14 protein-coding genes and 6 tRNA genes are annotated in these 15,411 nt (G+C 62.7%); 3 read left to right on the forward strand and 17 right to left on the reverse strand.

Annotated features, from left to right (window positions below; translation table 11 throughout):
• Positions 1-24: 24 nt before the first annotated feature.
• The 6 genes from JY500_RS13185 to JY500_RS13210 form a co-directional block, all read right to left on the reverse strand.
• Entirely contained in the window at positions 25-1,188 is a 1,164-nt protein-coding gene (locus JY500_RS13185; protein WP_206253041.1) for a methyl-accepting chemotaxis protein, read from the reverse strand.
• An 18-nt stretch (positions 1,189-1,206) separates the two neighbouring features.
• Positions 1,207-2,160, reverse strand: coding sequence for a flagellar motor protein MotB (gene motB / locus JY500_RS13190; protein ID WP_172198800.1), 954 nt, complete (start codon positions 2,158-2,160; stop codon positions 1,207-1,209).
• 50 nt (positions 2,161-2,210) lie between these two features.
• The gene (gene motA / locus JY500_RS13195; RefSeq protein ID WP_206253043.1) at positions 2,211-3,065 is read right to left on the reverse strand and encodes a flagellar motor stator protein MotA; all 855 of its coding nucleotides are present in this window, start codon (positions 3,063-3,065) and stop codon (positions 2,211-2,213) included.
• Between the two features lie 187 nt (positions 3,066-3,252).
• Complete coding sequence (flhC, locus tag JY500_RS13200) at positions 3,253-3,801, reverse strand: flagellar transcriptional regulator FlhC (RefSeq protein WP_172198794.1); 549 nt, start codon at positions 3,799-3,801, stop codon at positions 3,253-3,255.
• Between the two features lie 10 nt (positions 3,802-3,811).
• Positions 3,812-4,129: a flagellar transcriptional regulator FlhD gene (gene flhD, locus JY500_RS13205; RefSeq protein WP_206253044.1), complete on the reverse strand. Its 318-nt coding sequence runs from the start codon at positions 4,127-4,129 to the stop codon at positions 3,812-3,814.
• A gap of 176 nt (positions 4,130-4,305) precedes the next feature.
• The gene (locus JY500_RS13210) at positions 4,306-6,543 is read right to left on the reverse strand and encodes an HDOD domain-containing protein (protein ID WP_246479621.1); all 2,238 of its coding nucleotides are present in this window, start codon (positions 6,541-6,543) and stop codon (positions 4,306-4,308) included.
• Between JY500_RS13210 and JY500_RS13215 the strand changes: the two genes are divergently transcribed.
• Both JY500_RS13215 and hpnE read left to right on the forward strand, forming a co-directional pair.
• Positions 6,445-6,990, forward strand: a complete 546-nt coding sequence (locus JY500_RS13215) for an NUDIX hydrolase (RefSeq protein WP_172198785.1) — start codon at positions 6,445-6,447, stop codon at positions 6,988-6,990. The two genes, JY500_RS13210 and JY500_RS13215, sit on opposite strands and share 99 nt — an antisense overlap.
• On the forward strand, positions 6,987-8,315 hold the full coding sequence (gene hpnE, locus JY500_RS13220) for a hydroxysqualene dehydroxylase HpnE (protein WP_206253047.1): 1,329 nt from the start codon (positions 6,987-6,989) through the stop codon (positions 8,313-8,315). Before JY500_RS13215 ends, hpnE begins: the two co-directional genes overlap by 4 nt.
• A gap of 4 nt (positions 8,316-8,319) precedes the next feature.
• Here the strand turns inward: hpnE and JY500_RS13225 are convergent, their stop codons facing one another.
• The 3 genes from JY500_RS13225 to JY500_RS13235 are packed head-to-tail and all read right to left on the reverse strand — an operon-like array spanning position 8,320 to position 10,307.
• Positions 8,320-8,664, reverse strand: coding sequence for a YkgJ family cysteine cluster protein (locus JY500_RS13225; protein WP_206253049.1), 345 nt, complete (start codon positions 8,662-8,664; stop codon positions 8,320-8,322).
• Complete coding sequence (gene trmB, locus JY500_RS13230) at positions 8,665-9,342, reverse strand: tRNA (guanine(46)-N(7))-methyltransferase TrmB (protein ID WP_206256483.1); 678 nt, start codon at positions 9,340-9,342, stop codon at positions 8,665-8,667.
• The gene (locus JY500_RS13235; RefSeq protein ID WP_206256484.1) at positions 9,339-10,307 is read right to left on the reverse strand and encodes a tRNA dihydrouridine synthase; all 969 of its coding nucleotides are present in this window, start codon (positions 10,305-10,307) and stop codon (positions 9,339-9,341) included. The genes trmB and JY500_RS13235 overlap by 4 nt, the downstream gene beginning before the upstream one ends.
• A 106-nt stretch (positions 10,308-10,413) precedes the next feature.
• Between JY500_RS13235 and JY500_RS13240 the strand changes: the two genes are divergently transcribed.
• Positions 10,414-11,727: a TAXI family TRAP transporter solute-binding subunit gene (locus JY500_RS13240; RefSeq protein WP_206253052.1), complete on the forward strand. Its 1,314-nt coding sequence runs from the start codon at positions 10,414-10,416 to the stop codon at positions 11,725-11,727.
• A gap of 58 nt (positions 11,728-11,785) precedes the next feature.
• On the opposite strand, the gene JY500_RS13245 is transcribed toward JY500_RS13240, so the two are convergent.
• The 8 genes from JY500_RS13245 to rimO all read right to left on the reverse strand — a co-directional run bounded on the left by JY500_RS13245 (position 11,786) and on the right by rimO (position 15,404).
• Positions 11,786-11,862 (reverse strand) — tRNA-Asp (locus tag JY500_RS13245).
• Between the two features lie 48 nt (positions 11,863-11,910).
• Positions 11,911-11,986 (reverse strand) — tRNA-Glu (locus tag JY500_RS13250).
• A gap of 25 nt (positions 11,987-12,011) precedes the next feature.
• Positions 12,012-12,087 (reverse strand) — tRNA-Ala (locus tag JY500_RS13255).
• Positions 12,088-12,157: 70 nt separating this feature from the next.
• A tRNA-Asp gene (locus JY500_RS13260) sits at positions 12,158-12,234 on the reverse strand.
• A gap of 78 nt (positions 12,235-12,312) precedes the next feature.
• Positions 12,313-12,388 (reverse strand) — tRNA-Glu (locus JY500_RS13265).
• Positions 12,389-12,418: 30 nt separating this feature from the next.
• A tRNA-Ala gene (locus tag JY500_RS13270) sits at positions 12,419-12,494 on the reverse strand.
• A gap of 117 nt (positions 12,495-12,611) precedes the next feature.
• Positions 12,612-14,018, reverse strand: coding sequence for an FAD-binding oxidoreductase (locus JY500_RS13275; RefSeq protein ID WP_206253053.1), 1,407 nt, complete (start codon positions 14,016-14,018; stop codon positions 12,612-12,614).
• Positions 14,019-14,060: 42 nt separating this feature from the next.
• Entirely contained in the window at positions 14,061-15,404 is a 1,344-nt protein-coding gene (gene rimO, locus JY500_RS13280) for a 30S ribosomal protein S12 methylthiotransferase RimO (RefSeq protein WP_172198767.1), read from the reverse strand.
• Positions 15,405-15,411: the final 7 nt, after the last annotated feature.

Below are 15,411 nucleotides of genomic sequence, written 5' to 3' on the forward strand. Positions count from 1 at the left end.
TGTTCAGCTTTCCTTGCCTGTTGTTCAGAACAGCTCGATATCGCCAACCGCGATCCGAGCCTGATTCACCGTATGCACATCCTTGATCGCGGGCAGCGCATTGACGCGCGCCGTAATGGCCTGCTCGGCTCGCTCACGCACACCAGGCAGCGCTTGGGCGGCCGCCAGTTCGCCGATCGACTTCGCGAGGGCTTCCAGCGCATCCACGCGCTGCAGCACATGGCCGACCAACTGCGAGACCATGTCCTGAAACTGCATCGCCATGATCGCGCGGTTCACTTCGTCGTCCATCGCGCTCGAATGCTGGCTGAGTTGCTCTACGCCCTGGCGGCGCTGGGCGTTGAGGCGCTCAACCGCCGCCAGCACCTCTTCGACCTCGCTCTTCGAGTTCAGCGCAAAGGTCATGTCCTGCGACGCCATCTGCGAGATCGCCGCTTCGGTGCTGCGCACACCATCCCGCATCGATTGCATCAGGCCACCAATCTGTTGCGAGAACGAACTGGTGCGGGCAGACAGGTCGCGCACTTCGTCAGCCACCACGGCGAAGCCCCGGCCCGCCTCCCCCGCACGTGCAGCCTCGATCGCAGCATTGAGCGCGAGCAGGTTCGTCTGCTTTGCGATCGCGCCGATCTCGCCAAGGATCTGCTCTACATCGGTCGCGCGTTTCGAAATCGTCTCGGTCAGTTCAACCAACTCCATCGCGATCCGACTGTTCTCGATCACGCTATCAACGATGCGTTGCATCACCGTTGAGGTGTTGCTGACAAAACGGTCGAAGCCATCCTGATGCGCCACGTCGTCCGAACCTTGCGCCGTGATCTGCAAGGCGATCTCTCGCTGTGCAAGGGTATGGGTATGCATACCGTTGAAGCTGTCACCCAGCTTCTGGATCGCGTCCTGCAGCAGGCTGCGGATCCGCTCGACCTCGCCACGAACCGCGTCGAGTTGCGCGGCGGCACTGTTGCCGGCATCACCCAAACTGGAGGGCAATGGGCCAGCCACGGGCTCGACTTGCCTCACGGCACCCCGCTCCTCGCCAGCCTCAATCAGGGCGACACAGATTGCCCATGGCGCTGCCGCCACGAGAGCCGCGGCAAGACCAGGCCACGCAAACCACCATGCAAGCACCGTCGCCACTACGCTCAGGCCCGCACCGACGCTCATTGCAGATCGTTTGCTGAACTTCATGTTGGCCTCTGTCTCCGCTTACTGCGCCGGCCTTACTGCGTTGCCGTCCATTTCGCGCCCGACATCACTGGCAGTCGGTGCCGCGCCGCTGACCTCCAGCGTGCGACCTGCCGTTGCGAGTTGCTCCTCAGCGCGCTTGTTCAGCACCACGATGCTGATCCGGCGGTTGATCGGGTCGTACGGATCTTCGGCTTTGAGTGGAATCGTCGCGGCGAGGCCCACCACGCGCGCCACCCGGTCATCAGTCAGCCCGCCAAAGACCAGTTCGCGCCGGCAGGCATTGGCGCGATCGGCGGAGAGTTCCCAGTTGCCAAAGCCGCGGTCGCCCCCGGCGTACTGGGTGGCATCGGTATGGCCGGATACGCTGATGCGGTTGCCGACCTCGTTAAGCGTCTGTGCAACCGCGTGCAGGATCTCGCGGGTGTAGGGCTTGAGCGTCGCCCCACCGCTATCGAACATTGGCCGGTTCTTCTCGTCGACGATCTGGATCCGCAGACCTTCCGACGTGATGTCGAGCAGCAGTTGTTTGGCGAACGGGCGCAGCACTGGTGACGCCTCGATCATCGCTTCGAGCTTCTGTTTCACTTCCTCGAAACGCGCGCGCTCGATTGCCTCGTTATCGGCCGGCATGAGCTTAGGTTGGCGCAGACGCTTCTTCGGCTGGTCGTAGTCGGCGTTGGCCACTTGGCCGACCGATTTGGTGAGGTCGTTGCCGCCGCCGGGGATCACCGATGTCGCATCGCCGGTCCCCCGCCCGCCCTGTGCGGACATCTTGACCGGTGCCTGAAAGTAATCCGAGATGCCTTTTAGGTCGCCCTCGGTGGTTGAACCCAGCAGCCACATCAGCAGGAAGAAAGCCATCATCGCGGTGACGAAGTCCGCGTACGCGATCTTCCATGCACCGCCATGCGCACCACCGCCGCCCTTCTTGATGCGCTTGATGACAATTGGTTGTTGGGTAGCTTCGGCCATTTAGTCAGATAGGCGAGTAGTCACTTGGTCCGGCTGGTCAAAGCCCGTGCTTACTTCTTGCGGCTCTTGATCTCGTCTTCGAGTTCCTTGAAGCCGGGGCGGTCCGTCGAGAACAACACCTTACGGCCAAATTCGATGGCGACCTGCGGCGCATAGCCGTTCATGCTTGCGAGCAGTACCACCTTGATGCACTGGAAGATCTTTCCGCCCTCTTCCATCTTCTGTTCCATCTGGCCAGCCAGCGGACCAACGAAACCGTAGGAAAGCAGGATGCCGAGGAAGGTACCGACGAGCGCGCCGCCGATCATCTTGCCGAGCACCGCAGGCGGCTGACCGACCGAGCCCATCACGTTCACCACGCCCATCACCGCGACGACGATACCGAAGGCCGGAACGCCGTCGGCCATTTTGGTCACCGCGTGCACCGGTGTGTGTGCCTCCTGATGGTGGGTCTCGATCTCCATGTCCATCAGGTTTTCGATCTCGAAGGCATTGAGGTTGCCGCCGACCATCATGCGCAGATAGTCGGTCAGGAACTCCATCGCATGGTGATCACCAGTGACGCTCGGGTACTTGCCAAAGATCGCGCTGCTCTCGGGGTTTTCGATGTCGTTCTCGATCGACATCAACCCTTCCTTGCGCACCTTGGCGAGGATCTCATAGAGCATCGCGAGCAAATCAACGTACATCGCCTTGTTGTAAGGCGATCCCTTGAATACGCCTGGAACGGCCCCGGCGACCGACTTGATGGTCTTGAGACTATTGCCGGCCACAAGGCCGCCAATCATCAAACCGAGGATTGCGATGTACTCGGTGGGGACCCACAACGCCGCAAGGCTGCCGTGGATCGCATATGTGCCGACTGACGCGGCGAGGATGATCACGTAGCCAATGATCAGGAACATTGCCTTCTGCCCTTCCTACAGAAACATCCGTGTTTCAGCACCCGACTGAGCCTGTAACGGCGGCGCCAAGAGAAACTTGAGCACCCGCGCTGCACTGCAACAGCCGATTTCGCGGGCCCTACGGCGCAAAAAAAGCCGTCGGCACTTGCGTGCCGACGGCGCAGCTCCTTGCTGAGCAAGGAGGAGGTCAGCCGGTCAGACTGGCGTCGCTTTGGGCGGCGGCGCGGCGGGTCTTGCCCGCACGCGAGGGTACGTTGCACAGCCCACAGACGTAGTCGTGCGTCGGGTCGTAGGCGTGCGCAACGTAGCGGCCACCACAGCGAGTGCAGCCGGCGAGTTGCAACATGTGCGCGTCAAAAAAACGGATCAGCGTCCAGGCGCGCGTCAGGCTCAAGACGCGCTCAAGATCGTGCTCTTCGCAGTGGGCGATGTACAAGCGATAGGCCGAGAGCACCGACTCAAGTCCGCGTTGCCCGCCATGCTCTTGCAGAAACCGATGAAACCCCATGAACAGCGAAGCATGAATGTTCTGTTGCCAGGTCATGAACCAGTCGGTCGAGAACGGCAGCATGCCCTTCGGCGGCGATTCGCCGCGCACTTCCTTGTAGAGGCGCAGCAACCGCTCGCGCGACAAGGAGGTCTCCGCCTCCAGCATCTGCATGCGCGCCCCCATGCGAATCATCTCGATCGCACTCTGGGTATCGATCGCATCCTGCACCACGCTTCGGGTTGCCATGGCGCGACCCTCAGGCGAGGTTTTCGACCGGGCGGCTGGCCGCCAGGATTGCGGCGTGAATGCTTGCAACTGCGGGCTCGCGCTCGTGGTTGGCGAGCAGTTCGAGCAGCAGGCGCTCGTCGAAGCGGACCTGGCATAGCATCATGCCCGAGCTCGACATGCGCAGAATCTGCGCCGGAGAGAGCGACTCGAGCACATCGGCCGCGTCTTCACCCACACCCAGGCGGAACATGCCCGCCTGCCGGTCTTCCAGCAGCAGTCGCTGGGCCAGCATCAGGTAGGACAGATTCAGTTCGCGGATCTCTTCCGCCAAGTTTGCCGTGCGCATGGTGACCTCCTCAGTCCGTCGCCTTTTTGGCGACTTATCGTGTGGAAGCAACAGTACCAACGGCACTCAGGAAACTTGAGTCGGGCGATTTCGGATAATCGCGTAGGCGAAAACGACCAGCGCCATGTAGGAATTTCACCTACACGGCGCAAAAATCGGAAACAAACCTCAAACAATCAAGGCGTTACAACACCCTCTCGCTCCGAAAAAAGAGCAAAACCGGCCGCCCGGCCTGTGCCGGCAACAGCGCCCTTTGAGGCAGAAAGTTCACTTGAGGCCTCGCTGATGAGGGTTTCAGGTGCACTCATCGACGAATTCCGCTGCGCCAACCCGATCTGGACAGCAATTCGAAGCTGGAGCCGATCAACCCGGAACGGCGTTGCCTCCACTTGCTGACGCAGACGCTCGGCAACAAGGCCCGCACCCTGCACATCGGTGTCGGGACACAACACCGAAAACACGCCGTCGTCTGTTCGCGCCAACACATCGTGGGTGCGAAGGGCCTGCTTCAGGACACTGCCAACATGCTTGACCACCGCGTCGCCAATCATCTGACCGTAGGTCGAGCGGATCTGGGCCAAGCCATCCACTTCGATCGCCATGCAAACCATCGGGCGCTGGCTGCGCGAAGCGGCCGACCACTCCTGCTCGACGCGATCGATGAAGTAGCGCCGGTTCGGCAGTGCCGTCAGCACATCGGTCAGCGCGACATCCTGCAAGCGGCGATTCGAGACTGCCAATTCCGACGCGAAATGGCGGATCTCCTCGCGATCGCGCTCGATCTCTTCATGCAGCTTCACCACACGCAACCCGGCGCGCATACGCGCCAGCAGCACGCGGCCGTTGATCGGCTTGGTAATGAAGTCATCCACGCCACATTCGAAGGCTTCGACCAAACGCTGTTCGTTCTCATGGCTGGTCAGCACCAGCACGTAGATGCTGCGCCCGACGCGCGTCTGCCGCAGCCGCTCTACAAGCTTCAGGCCGCTGCCGTCGGACAAGGACCACTCGACGATCATCAAATGCGGCTGCGTCAGGATCGCCGCCTCGGCCGCCTGCGCGATCGTGTCGACCTCATGGACTTCATGGCCGGCGTCGTGGAGCAGCGTACGAATCGAGGCCCTCACCGCAGCGTCAGACTCAACCACCAGTACCCGCATATGGCGTTTTGCCGGTGGCGGCACGGCAACATCCGTTGGGGCCGCCACAGCGGGAGCCGCCTGCGTCACAGGCTCCGGCGCGGCCACTGCACTGCGCTCGACGAGGCTCGAAAAAGCGTCAATCTGGACGGGGGCTAGTTGCAGCAGCGACGACCACTCCGACCAATCGCGAATCGCGGCGTCGCAGGTTTCATTCAATTCGGCGCCATCAATCTGCAGGCTTGAAGCCAGCGCGACGATAGACGGCACCCGCCGGGCATGTTCGCTCCGCTCGGTCTCGCAGAGGCGCCCAAGCTCAGCAGCCAAGGCCAGCGACCGACACAGCGTCGCCTCACGCGAATCATCCGCCGGCCAGGCATGTTCCGGCTGCCCATGCACTGCTACCACCTGCGCGAAGGTACGCGGCATGCCCCAATCTGCAAGCATCAGACCGGACAGCTCACGGTGATCGAGCGCGAACGCGGCCTGCTCGCGCGCCACCAGCTCATCGGAACCGGCTGCACTCAGGCGCAGCAGGTCGCCGTACTGCTCTGGATACAAGGTGGCCATCGCCAGCTCGCCGATACGCGACAGCAAACCGACGCAATAGGCCTCGTCCGCAGGTGCCGCACGCGTACGCAGCGTGATCGCCTGCATCGCCGTGGCGCGCATGAGGGAGGAAGCCCAGAAACCCTCGTAGTCAAAGCTCTGGCATGCCCCACTGCGATGGCTCGACAGCAGCGAGAAGCCGAGCGCCAGCGCCCGCACCGCAGGCATGCCGAGCACCATCAGCGCATCCTGCACCGAGGCGATCGGATGGCGGCCGTAGCCAAGATGGCCGTTCGCGGCCTTGATCAGGCGCCCGACGAAAGCGGGGTCGGTCTTGATGATGCGACCCAGCTCGGCGATCGAAATATCGTCGCCTTGCGTGGCCCGCATGATCGCGAGCGCAACACCTTTAGGCGACGGCAGATTACCAGTCGCACGCAGACGCTCAAGCTTTGAGAGACCGTTCAGGGAAGCATTACCAGTCATGTAAGCGTCTTTTTGCTGCATTCGCTCGATTAACGACCGGCACTCGCAGAACTTTAGGGCTGCTCTCGCAAACGCTGCGCCGCCCCGCACCAGCCCTGGTTTACAATCGCCGCTGCTCGCGCCCCTCCTGAAAACCAGGCCATGAACTTCTGCTCCCAATGCGGCGCCCCGGTCGCGCACCGGATCCCTCCCGGCGACACGCTGCCCCGGCACGTCTGCGATGCCTGCGGGACGATCCATTACAGCAACCCGAAGATGGTCGTCGGCGCCATTCCCGAGTGGGAAGACCGCATCCTGCTGTGCCGCCGCGCCATCGAGCCCCGCTATGGCAAGTGGACGCTGCCCGCTGGCTTCATGGAAAACGACGAAACCACTGCGCAAGCGGCGGCCAGAGAAACTGCCGAAGAAGCCTGCGCGCGAATCGATGTCGGCGACATGTATTCGCTGATCAACGTCGCGCACATCAGCCAGGTCCATATCCTGTACCGCGCACGCTTGCTGGATCTCGACTTCCGGCCCGGAGAGGAGTCGCTTGAGACCCGCCTCTTCGCCGAGCATGAAATCCCTTGGGACGAACTCGCCTTCCGCTCTGTCGCGATGACGCTGCGCCTTTACTTCGAGGATCGCCGCAAGGGGCAGTACCGCTTTCACGTCGCCGACATCCCTGCCCCTACGACGCCCGCATGACGCCGCACGTTGCAATCATCGGCGGCGGCTGGGCCGGCCTGTCCTGCGCGGTTGAGCTCGCGCGCGCCGACATCCGCGTATCGGTTTTCGAAGGCAGCGCAACGCTGGGCGGGCGAGCCCGCGTGGTGGAAAAGGACGGTTGGCGCATCGACAACGGCCAGCACATCCTGATCGGCGCCTACACCGAGACGCTCCGGATGCTGCGACTGCTTGGCGTAAGCCCGAAGCGCCTTTATTCGAGGCCGTTCTTCATTCACATTCCGGGCGTTCTTGATCTGCAGGCCGCGGATTTGCCCGCCCCCTTCCATCTCGCGGTCGGCCTGCTGAGAGCAAAGGGTCTGAGCTGGGCCGATCGTCGCGCAGCAGCGCGATTGCTGTCACACCTCAAGCGCATCCGCTTCGTGCTCACCGAAGACGTCACCGTCAGTACGCTTCTCGATCGCACCGCGCAAACACCCACACTCCGCCGACTGGTGTGGGAGCCGCTCTGCGTCGCGGCGCTGAACACACCCGCCGAACGCGCCTCCGCCCAGGTTTTCGCCAATGTGTTGCGCGACAGCGTTGCGGCTTCTGCAAGCGCGTCGGAGGTATTGATTCCGCGCATCGACCTGACCGAGCTGCTCCCTGTGCCGGCTGTGCTCTACCTGTCCCGCAAAGGGCAGAACGTGCACACGATGACGAAGATCCGCGGCATCGCGCGAACCGAACACGGCTTCAGCCTGGAAGGCGACCCCTTTGACGGGCGCTACAGCCATGTCGTGCTGGCGACAGCCCCGTGGCAGGTGTCCGGACTCACCGCAGAATTCAGCGAGATGGAGCGCCTGCGCAATCAGCTCGACGCCATGCGCCACGAAGCCATCACCACGGCCTACCTTGCTTACGATCCGGCGATCCGGCTGGCACGGCCGATGATTGGCCTCGATGACGGGCTACTGCAGTGGGTGTTCGACCGCGGGCAACTTGGTGGCCCGGATGGCCTGCTCGCGGGCGTCGTGAGCGCCGCAGGCACTGAATTGAGCCGCGAGGAAATCGCACTTCGCGCCCATCAGGATATCGAGCGCCTCTTCGCCACCGATTCCGCCCGTCTGCCAGCGCCCAAGTGGGCTCAGGTCATCACCGAGAAGCGCGCAACCTTTGCGTGCGAGCCCGGCGCGTTCCGGCCGATCACGATGACACCGGTCAAGCAGCTCTACCTGGCCGGTGACTACGTGGCGTCCGACTATCCCGCCACGCTCGAGGGCGCGGTTCGCTCCGGCCTCCAGGCAGCCCGGACGATCTTCCGCTCGGTGGGTGTGGCGCAGCCCACCCTCTTCAAGCTCGACTGATCATTCAGGGCCGGAACACCGGGTCTGGCAGAGGCGCCAGCCCGTGGCGTGCGCGCGCCTGGTTGCAGGCAGCATTCAGCACGCCGAAGACGCCGTGCGGCGCAAACTCGCGACATGGCCCAGGACGCAGCTCATAGATGCCGCAACGCACCGCCTCGCCGACCTTGCCAACCAGGGCCACGCAACGAGGCGGCGATCGGTCGGTGCCACGCATACGGCAGGTCGTCGCAGTTTCTTCATCGGCCAAAGCCTCGGGCACCGTACCGCCCGGCTCATCGTCACGTTCGGACACATGGAAGCTGACGCGGAACGCGGCGCAGCAAGCGCCGCAGCTCTGACAAAGGTCCATTCAGGCTCCTGCTGATTGCGTGTTCAGGTCGACGACGTAGCGCCAGAGGGTTTGCCCCGAATCACGATACTTGCGCTCGAAGGGCGTCAGCGGCGTTTCAGTCTCGAACGTGGAAACCGGCGCGTTCCGGCCACTGACTCGCGCCACCGCCCACGCAAACTCGTCCGCATAAATGCGCCAGTTGGTGCGTAGTTCAAGCGTGCCACCGAGCGCCAGCATGTCGGGGAAAACGGCGTGGCCGTGCCAGCGACGGGCCAGGTGACCGATCTTCGGCCACGGATTCGGGTATAGAAGAAAATGCCGATCGAGCCGGATGCCGTCGGCCAGCAACAAGCGCCAGAAATCGACCAGATCGGCACGAACAAACACCGCATTGGGCGGTACTTCACCCGGTTTTCCGCGCTCGATGCGATCGGAAGATTGATCGACGCCCATCACGAAATGTTCGGGATACGCCCGCGCCAGCGCCAGCGTGCTCCAACCCACACCGCAACCGGCATCCAGCAGCAACGGCCGCTGGCGATCCCAACCCGCCATCACCGCCGCGTAGGCCTCTTGTGTCGCGGGTGATACGGGGCGGGTGAACGGCGCAGCCAGGTGCCGGTCGAGCAAACGCGCCAGGCCGGAATGGACATCGTCCTGCGCGGACCGGATGTCGCGCGAATTGGCATACATCAGCCTGCCACTCCCACCGCAATCGGCACGCCGTGATTGCGCATCACGTCCGCCACCAGATCAGCGTCGCGCAGCGGACGCACTTCCGCCAGCAAACGCTTGGCTTGGGGGTAATTGCGTTCCAGCAGATGCAACCATTGCTTGATGCGTCCCGGTGCATGACGGGCATCCAGCTTGATCAGCACGCGCCGCCAATACAACGCCAGCAACTCGAGCAACTCCGCCCAGCACGCATCAAGGCTGGGCGGCGCCTCGCCGCGAATACGCCGCGCAAGGAACGGGTCCGCCACTGCGCCGCGGCCCAGCATCACATCCACGCAGCCGCTCTCTGCCCGGCAGCGCGCCCAATCCTCTACGGTCCAGACTTCACCATTGGCAACGATCGGCACCGCAACCCGCTCGGCGATCCGTGCAATCTCACTCCAGTACGCTGGCGGCTTGTAGCGATCTTCTTTCGTGCGGGCATGGATTACCAGCTCATCGACCCCCCCGTCGGCGAGCGCGCGGGCACACTCCTCGGCGCGCGAGGCATCCTGAATGCCGAGGCGCATCTTTGCGGTGAAGGGAATGCTCCTCGGCACCACCGCTCGGACCGCCGCGGCAATCTGGAAGAGCAGCTCCGGCTCATCGAGCAGCGCAGCCCCGCCGCGATGGCGATTTACCGTCGGCGCAGGGCAGCCAAAGTTCAGATCAATCCCGGGCGGAGCCAGGCTGGCAAGGCGCGCTGCGTTGTCAGCCATGCAAGCGGGGTCGGAACCGAGCAATTGAACCCGCACCGGGGTTCCGGCGTAGGTACGCCCGCCGTTTTCAAGTTCGGGGCTGATTCGCGTATAGCAGCGCGCCGGCAGCAGCGATCCGGAGATCCGCACGAACTCGGTCACGCAGTGGTCGTAGCCGCCCGGACGCGTCAAAACATCGCGCATCACATCGTCGACCATCCCCTCCATCGGGGCCAAGAGCAGGCGAATCATGAATTCCTGAAAACAAAGGGCGTTGCTTGGGGGTCGCGCATTCTACCGGAGCCGCCCCGCACAGACTGGACATGTTGCAAGCGCGGCGCTTAGGCTCACGCACATGGAAAAACACGACGACACCCATCCGCACCGCCAACTCGCGCTGTGGTTGATTGGCGGCACGCTCGCCTGCCTCGCCGCGATCCTCGTCCTGCTCCATTACCTCGCACCACTCCCACCGCGAACGCTGACCATGACCACCGGCGCCTCGGGTGGTGCCTATGCGCTCTACGCAGAGCGTTATCGCGAGATCCTCGCGCGTCAGGGGGTCAAGCTGATCCTCAAGCCATCCAGCGGCACGATTGAAAACCTGCGTCGACTCAAAGGCGTCGACGGCACAGCCGATGTCGGCTTTCTGCAGGGCGGCGTGCTGCACGAGCCTGAGTCGGAGGATCTCGTCACGCTCGGCGCGATGTACTACGAGCCCGTCTGGGTCTTCGTTCGCGACGATATCGACGTCAAGCGCATCGCAGATCTGCGGGGCCGCCGAGTCGCCATCGGCGTATCAGGCGGCGGTGCGCAACTGCTCGCGCTTGAAATCGCCAACCGCAACGGCATCGCGACCGACGATCCGAGCTTGCTTCCGATCGGCGGCGACGCTGCAATCAAGGCGCTTCAGCAACATGAGATCGACGCACTCGTAACCGTCAACGGCGCACAAGCACCGACTGTACAAACGCTGCTGCGCCTCAAGGGAGTTCGTCTGCTCGGCTTCGACCAATCGGCAGCCTATACCCGCCTGATGCCGCAACTGACCGATCTCACACTGCCGCGCGGCACGATCGATCTGGTCGCCGATCAACCACCAGAAGACCTGCACCTCGTCGCGCCCACCGCGAACCTCGTCGCGCGTCACGATCTGCACCCGGCCCTGGTCGCACTGCTGATGCAGGCGGCAAGCGAAATCCACCGCACGCCAGGCTGGTTCGAAAAAGGCAACGAGTTTCCCGCCGCACGCGACCATGAACTACCGCAGAGCCCGGAAGCCACGCGTTTCTACCGTTCCGGCCCGCCTCTGCTGCAGCGCGTGCTGCCGTTCTGGGCAGCGGTGATGGTGGACCGTTTGCTATGGACACTGATTCCGCTGATGGCCTTGCTGGTGCCAACCATGAAGCTGGCCCCTGCGCTGCTGCGTTGGCATGTACGCTCACGCATCTATCGTTGGTACGGCGAGCTGAAATTTCTCGAGGAGGAAGCGCGCCACGGCAAAGCAAGTGACGTCGGCCGCTGGAAGTCGCAACTGGACCTGATCGAGCAGCGCGCGCTTCGCAAGAAGGTGCCGCTTTCGTACGCCAACGAACTCTATATCCTGCGCGAGCATATCGCCTTGGTGCGGCAGATCATCGAGGGCCGGGGCGGCGCGAAGGAGCAGTGATTCAGCGGAGAAAACAAAAAGAAAAGGGCTGACCGTTTGGTCAGCCCTTCTCAGTAGGTGGCGGAGTGGACGGGACTCGAACCCGCGACCCCCGGCGTGACAGGCCGGTATTCTAACCGACTGAACTACCACTCCGCGCTTGAACTGCCAGTGCGCACACTGTGTTGCACACCTTCGAAAAGGTGGCGTCCCCACGGGGATTCGAACCCCGGTTATCGCCGTGAAAGGGCGGTGTCCTAGGCCTCTAGACGATGGGGACCCGGAACAACTTCTCTTTCGCTGCTTGGTGGAGGTAAGCGGGATCGAACCGCTGACCTCTTGCATGCCATGCAAGCGCTCTCCCAGCTGAGCTATACCCCCAGCACGAAAGAGGTACTACAAACTACTTCCAACAAAAAAGGCTGTCGTCTGAACAGCCCCTTGTATTGGGTGGCGGAGTGGACGGGACTCGAACCCGCGACCCCCGGCGTGACAGGCCGGTATTCTAACCGACTGAACTACCACTCCGCGCTTGAACTGCTCTTTCGGTGCAGTGTTCAGCCTGCTCCGAAATCAAAGGCAGCTTTCGCTGCCTTCGCCAAAACTTGGCGTCCCCACGGGGATTCGAACCCCGGTTATCGCCGTGAAAGGGCGGTGTCCTAGGCCTCTAGACGATGGGGACCCGGTACAACTTTTTCTTTCGCAGCTTGTTTGGTGGAGGTAAGCGGGATCGAACCGCTGACCTCTTGCATGCCATGCAAGCGCTCTCCCAGCTGAGCTATACCCCCGCCGCGAAAGAGATGAGATCTTAGACTACAGATCGGGGTACGTCAACCCTATTTTTGAGAATCTGTGCAGATCCCCCGCAAATTATCGCCCCCTGCCTGCCCACATCCGCTCGACACTCACAAAACCTTGCCTGGGTTCATCAAGCATTTCGGGTCAAAGGCGGACTTGATCCGTTGCATCAGGTCCATTTCCAGTTCGGACTTGTAGCGGCGGATCTCGTCGCGCTTGAGTTGTCCTAAGCCATGTTCGGCGGAGATGGAGCCGCCCAGTTCGTGGACCAGATCGTGCACGATGCGATTGACGTCGCCACGTTCACCGATCAGGGCCGCGTTTGCGTCAGCATCGGGCTTTGAGCAGTTGTAGTGCAGGTTTCCGTCGCCAACGTGTCCGAATGCAACGATGCGCAAGCCGGGGAAGGCAGCAAGCAGGGCCGCGTCTGCGCGATGCAGAAATTCAGGAATTCGGCTGACCGGCACCGACACGTCATGTTTGACGCTTACCCCCTCGTGGCGCTGCGCCTCAGACGCGTTTTCGCGCAATGCCCACAGCGCGACCCGCTGAGCTTCGCTGCGCGCGATAGCAGCATCGAGGACAAGGCCGGACTCAATCGCGGGCGCGAGAATCGCTTCAGCAATCTCGTCGAGCCCAGCATCCGCCCGCGTATCCCCTAGCTCAATCAGCACCGACCATGGCGGTACCTCGGACAACGGACACTGTGCGCCCGGAATGTGGCGCAGCACCAGTGCCAGTGTCGGTTGACTCATCAACTCGAAAGCGCTGAGGCGCTCACCACATTCGGACCGGAACTGCCGCAGCAGGGCAACCGCAGCCTCCGGATTTGGCACGGCAAGCCAGGCCGTGCATAGGCTGCGCGGACGCGGCGACAGCTTGAGCACGGCCGCGGTGATGATCCCCAACGTGCCCTCGGCACCCAGGAAGAGCTGCTTGAGGTCATAGCCGGTGTTGTCCTTGCGCAAAGCGCGCAAGCCATGCCAGATCAGGCCGTCCGGCAACACCACTTCGAGCCCCAGCACCAGATCACGCGCATTACCGTAGCGCAGCACATGAACGCCGCCTGCGTTGGTGGAAAGGTTGCCGCCGATACGGCAAGTGCCCTCGGAGGCCAGCGACAGTGGAAACAGGCGATCGGCAGCAGCGGCTGTGGCCTGCACCTCGGCGAGCGTGCATCCAGCCTCGACGGTCAACGTATCGTTATCGAAATCGAGGTAACGGATCCGGTTGAGGCGCTGTAAGGAGATGACAACCGCGCTACCACTCTCGTCTGGCGTGGCCGCACCGCACAGGCTGGTATTGCCGCCCTGCGGCACGAGCGGTACACCGTGTGCAACGCAAAGCCGCACTACCGCCGCAACCTCTTCGGTGTTGGCTGGGCGCACGATCGCTTGCGACCGACCCTCGTAACGGCCTCGCCAATCGCGAAGGTAAGGCGCCTGGTCTGCAGGATCGGTAATGAGGTGGGCGTCGCCAACGATGGCGGCAAGTTCGGTGAGCAGTTTCGTCATGTCCATAGCACGACGCCCCTTTCGGGGCGTCGTGATCAGTCTTCAGTTTTCGATCAGCTGTGCATACAGGTCATGCACATCGACGTCGGACACCTTCACTCGGGCAAACTCGCCCACTTCAAGTTCGGTGCCGTCCGGGATGATCACAAGGCCGTCAATTTCCGGGGCGTCGCCCATCGAGCGCGCCACCGCGCCGTCTTCGTCGACCTCATCGACCAGTACGGTGATCTCGCGATCGAGCATGCGCTCAAGACGCTGCGTCGAGATGTCTTCCTGGTGAGCCATCAGGCGATCACGGCGCTCTTCGCGCACTTCGTCCGGCAACTGGCCCGCCAGCTCGTTTGCCGTCGCCCCCTCGACCGGCGAGTACGAGAAACAGCCAACGCGGTCCAGCTGCGCCTCCGACAACCAGTCAAGCAGCTCGTTGAAATCGTCTTCGGTTTCGCCCGGGAAGCCGGCGATGAAGGTGCTGCGGATAGTCAGGTCCGGGCAGATCTCGCGCCAACGACGGATGCGCTCGAGCGTATTCTCAGCGGCCGCTGGACGCTTCATCGCTTTGAGCACGCGGGTGCTGGCGTGCTGGAACGGAATGTCGAGGTACGGCAGGATCTTGCCTTCGGCCATCAACGGGATGATGTCGTCGACATGCGGGTACGGATACACGTAGTGCAGGCGAATCCAGACGCCCAACTCGCCAAGCGCCTTGCAGAGGTCGTACATCTTGGTCTTGACCGGGCGACCACCCCAGAACCCGGTGCGGTACTTCACGTCGACACCGTAAGCGCTGGTGTCCTGCGATACCACCAGAATTTCCTTCACGCCGGCATCCACCAGCGCTTCGGCCTCCTTCATCACGTCACCGATCGGGCGCGACACGAGGTCACCGCGCATCGACGGGATGATGCAGAAGCTGCAACGGTGGTTGCAGCCCTCCGAAATCTTCAGGTAGGCGTAGTGCGGCGGTGTAAGGCGGATGCCCTGCGGCGGCACGAGATCAATGAAAGGATCGTGCGGTTTCGGCAAATGCTGATGCACCACACCCATCACCTCTTCGGTGGCGTGCGGCCCGGTCACGGCGAGCACTTTCGGATGCACCTGCTCGACGATGCCCTGCCCCGCTGCATCCTTCTTCGCACCCAGGCATCCGGTGACGATCACGCGCCCGTTTTCGTTGAGCGCCTCGCCGATTGCGTCGAGCGATTCCTCGACCGCCGCATCGATGAAGCCGCACGTATTCACGATCACCAGGTCCGCGCCGTCGTAGGTGCCGGAGATGTCGTAGCCCTCGGCCCTCAGGCGGGTGAGGATGTTCTCCGAATCGGAAGTCGCCTTCGGGCAGCCGAGTGAGACGAAGCCGACGGTCGGGGTACGGGTTGTGCTGTTCATGGTCTAG

It is taken from the genome of Niveibacterium microcysteis (genome assembly GCF_017161445.1).
GTDB classification, from domain to species: domain Bacteria; phylum Pseudomonadota; class Gammaproteobacteria; order Burkholderiales; family Rhodocyclaceae; genus Niveibacterium; species Niveibacterium microcysteis.

Bases quoted from the DNA above. Each gene is read 5' to 3' on its own strand.
- hpnE (WP_206253047.1), top strand. From the start codon at position 6,987: ATGACGCCGCACGTTGCAATCATCGGCGGCGGCTGGGCCGGCCTGTCC.
- JY500_RS13275 (WP_206253053.1), bottom strand. From the start codon at position 14,018: ATGACGAAACTGCTCACCGAACTTGCCGCCATCGTTGGCGACGCCCAC.
- motB (WP_172198800.1), bottom strand. From the start codon at position 2,160: ATGGCCGAAGCTACCCAACAACCAATTGTCATCAAGCGCATCAAGAAG.
- JY500_RS13185 (WP_206253041.1), bottom strand. From the start codon at position 1,188: ATGAAGTTCAGCAAACGATCTGCAATGAGCGTCGGTGCGGGCCTGAGC.
- JY500_RS13240 (WP_206253052.1), top strand. From the start codon at position 10,414: ATGGAAAAACACGACGACACCCATCCGCACCGCCAACTCGCGCTGTGG.
- flhD (WP_206253044.1), bottom strand. From the start codon at position 4,129: ATGCGCACGGCAAACTTGGCGGAAGAGATCCGCGAACTGAATCTGTCC.
- flhC (WP_172198794.1), bottom strand. From the start codon at position 3,801: ATGGCAACCCGAAGCGTGGTGCAGGATGCGATCGATACCCAGAGTGCG.
- JY500_RS13210 (WP_246479621.1), bottom strand. From the start codon at position 6,543: ATGGATCGTCCCGCAGGCATCGCAGACGTGCCGGGGCAGCGTGTCGCC.
- rimO (WP_172198767.1), bottom strand. From the start codon at position 15,404: ATGAACAGCACAACCCGTACCCCGACCGTCGGCTTCGTCTCACTCGGC.
- JY500_RS13225 (WP_206253049.1), bottom strand. From the start codon at position 8,664: ATGGACCTTTGTCAGAGCTGCGGCGCTTGCTGCGCCGCGTTCCGCGTC.
- JY500_RS13215 (WP_172198785.1), top strand. From the start codon at position 6,445: ATGAACTTCTGCTCCCAATGCGGCGCCCCGGTCGCGCACCGGATCCCT.
- motA (WP_206253043.1), bottom strand. From the start codon at position 3,065: ATGTTCCTGATCATTGGCTACGTGATCATCCTCGCCGCGTCAGTCGGC.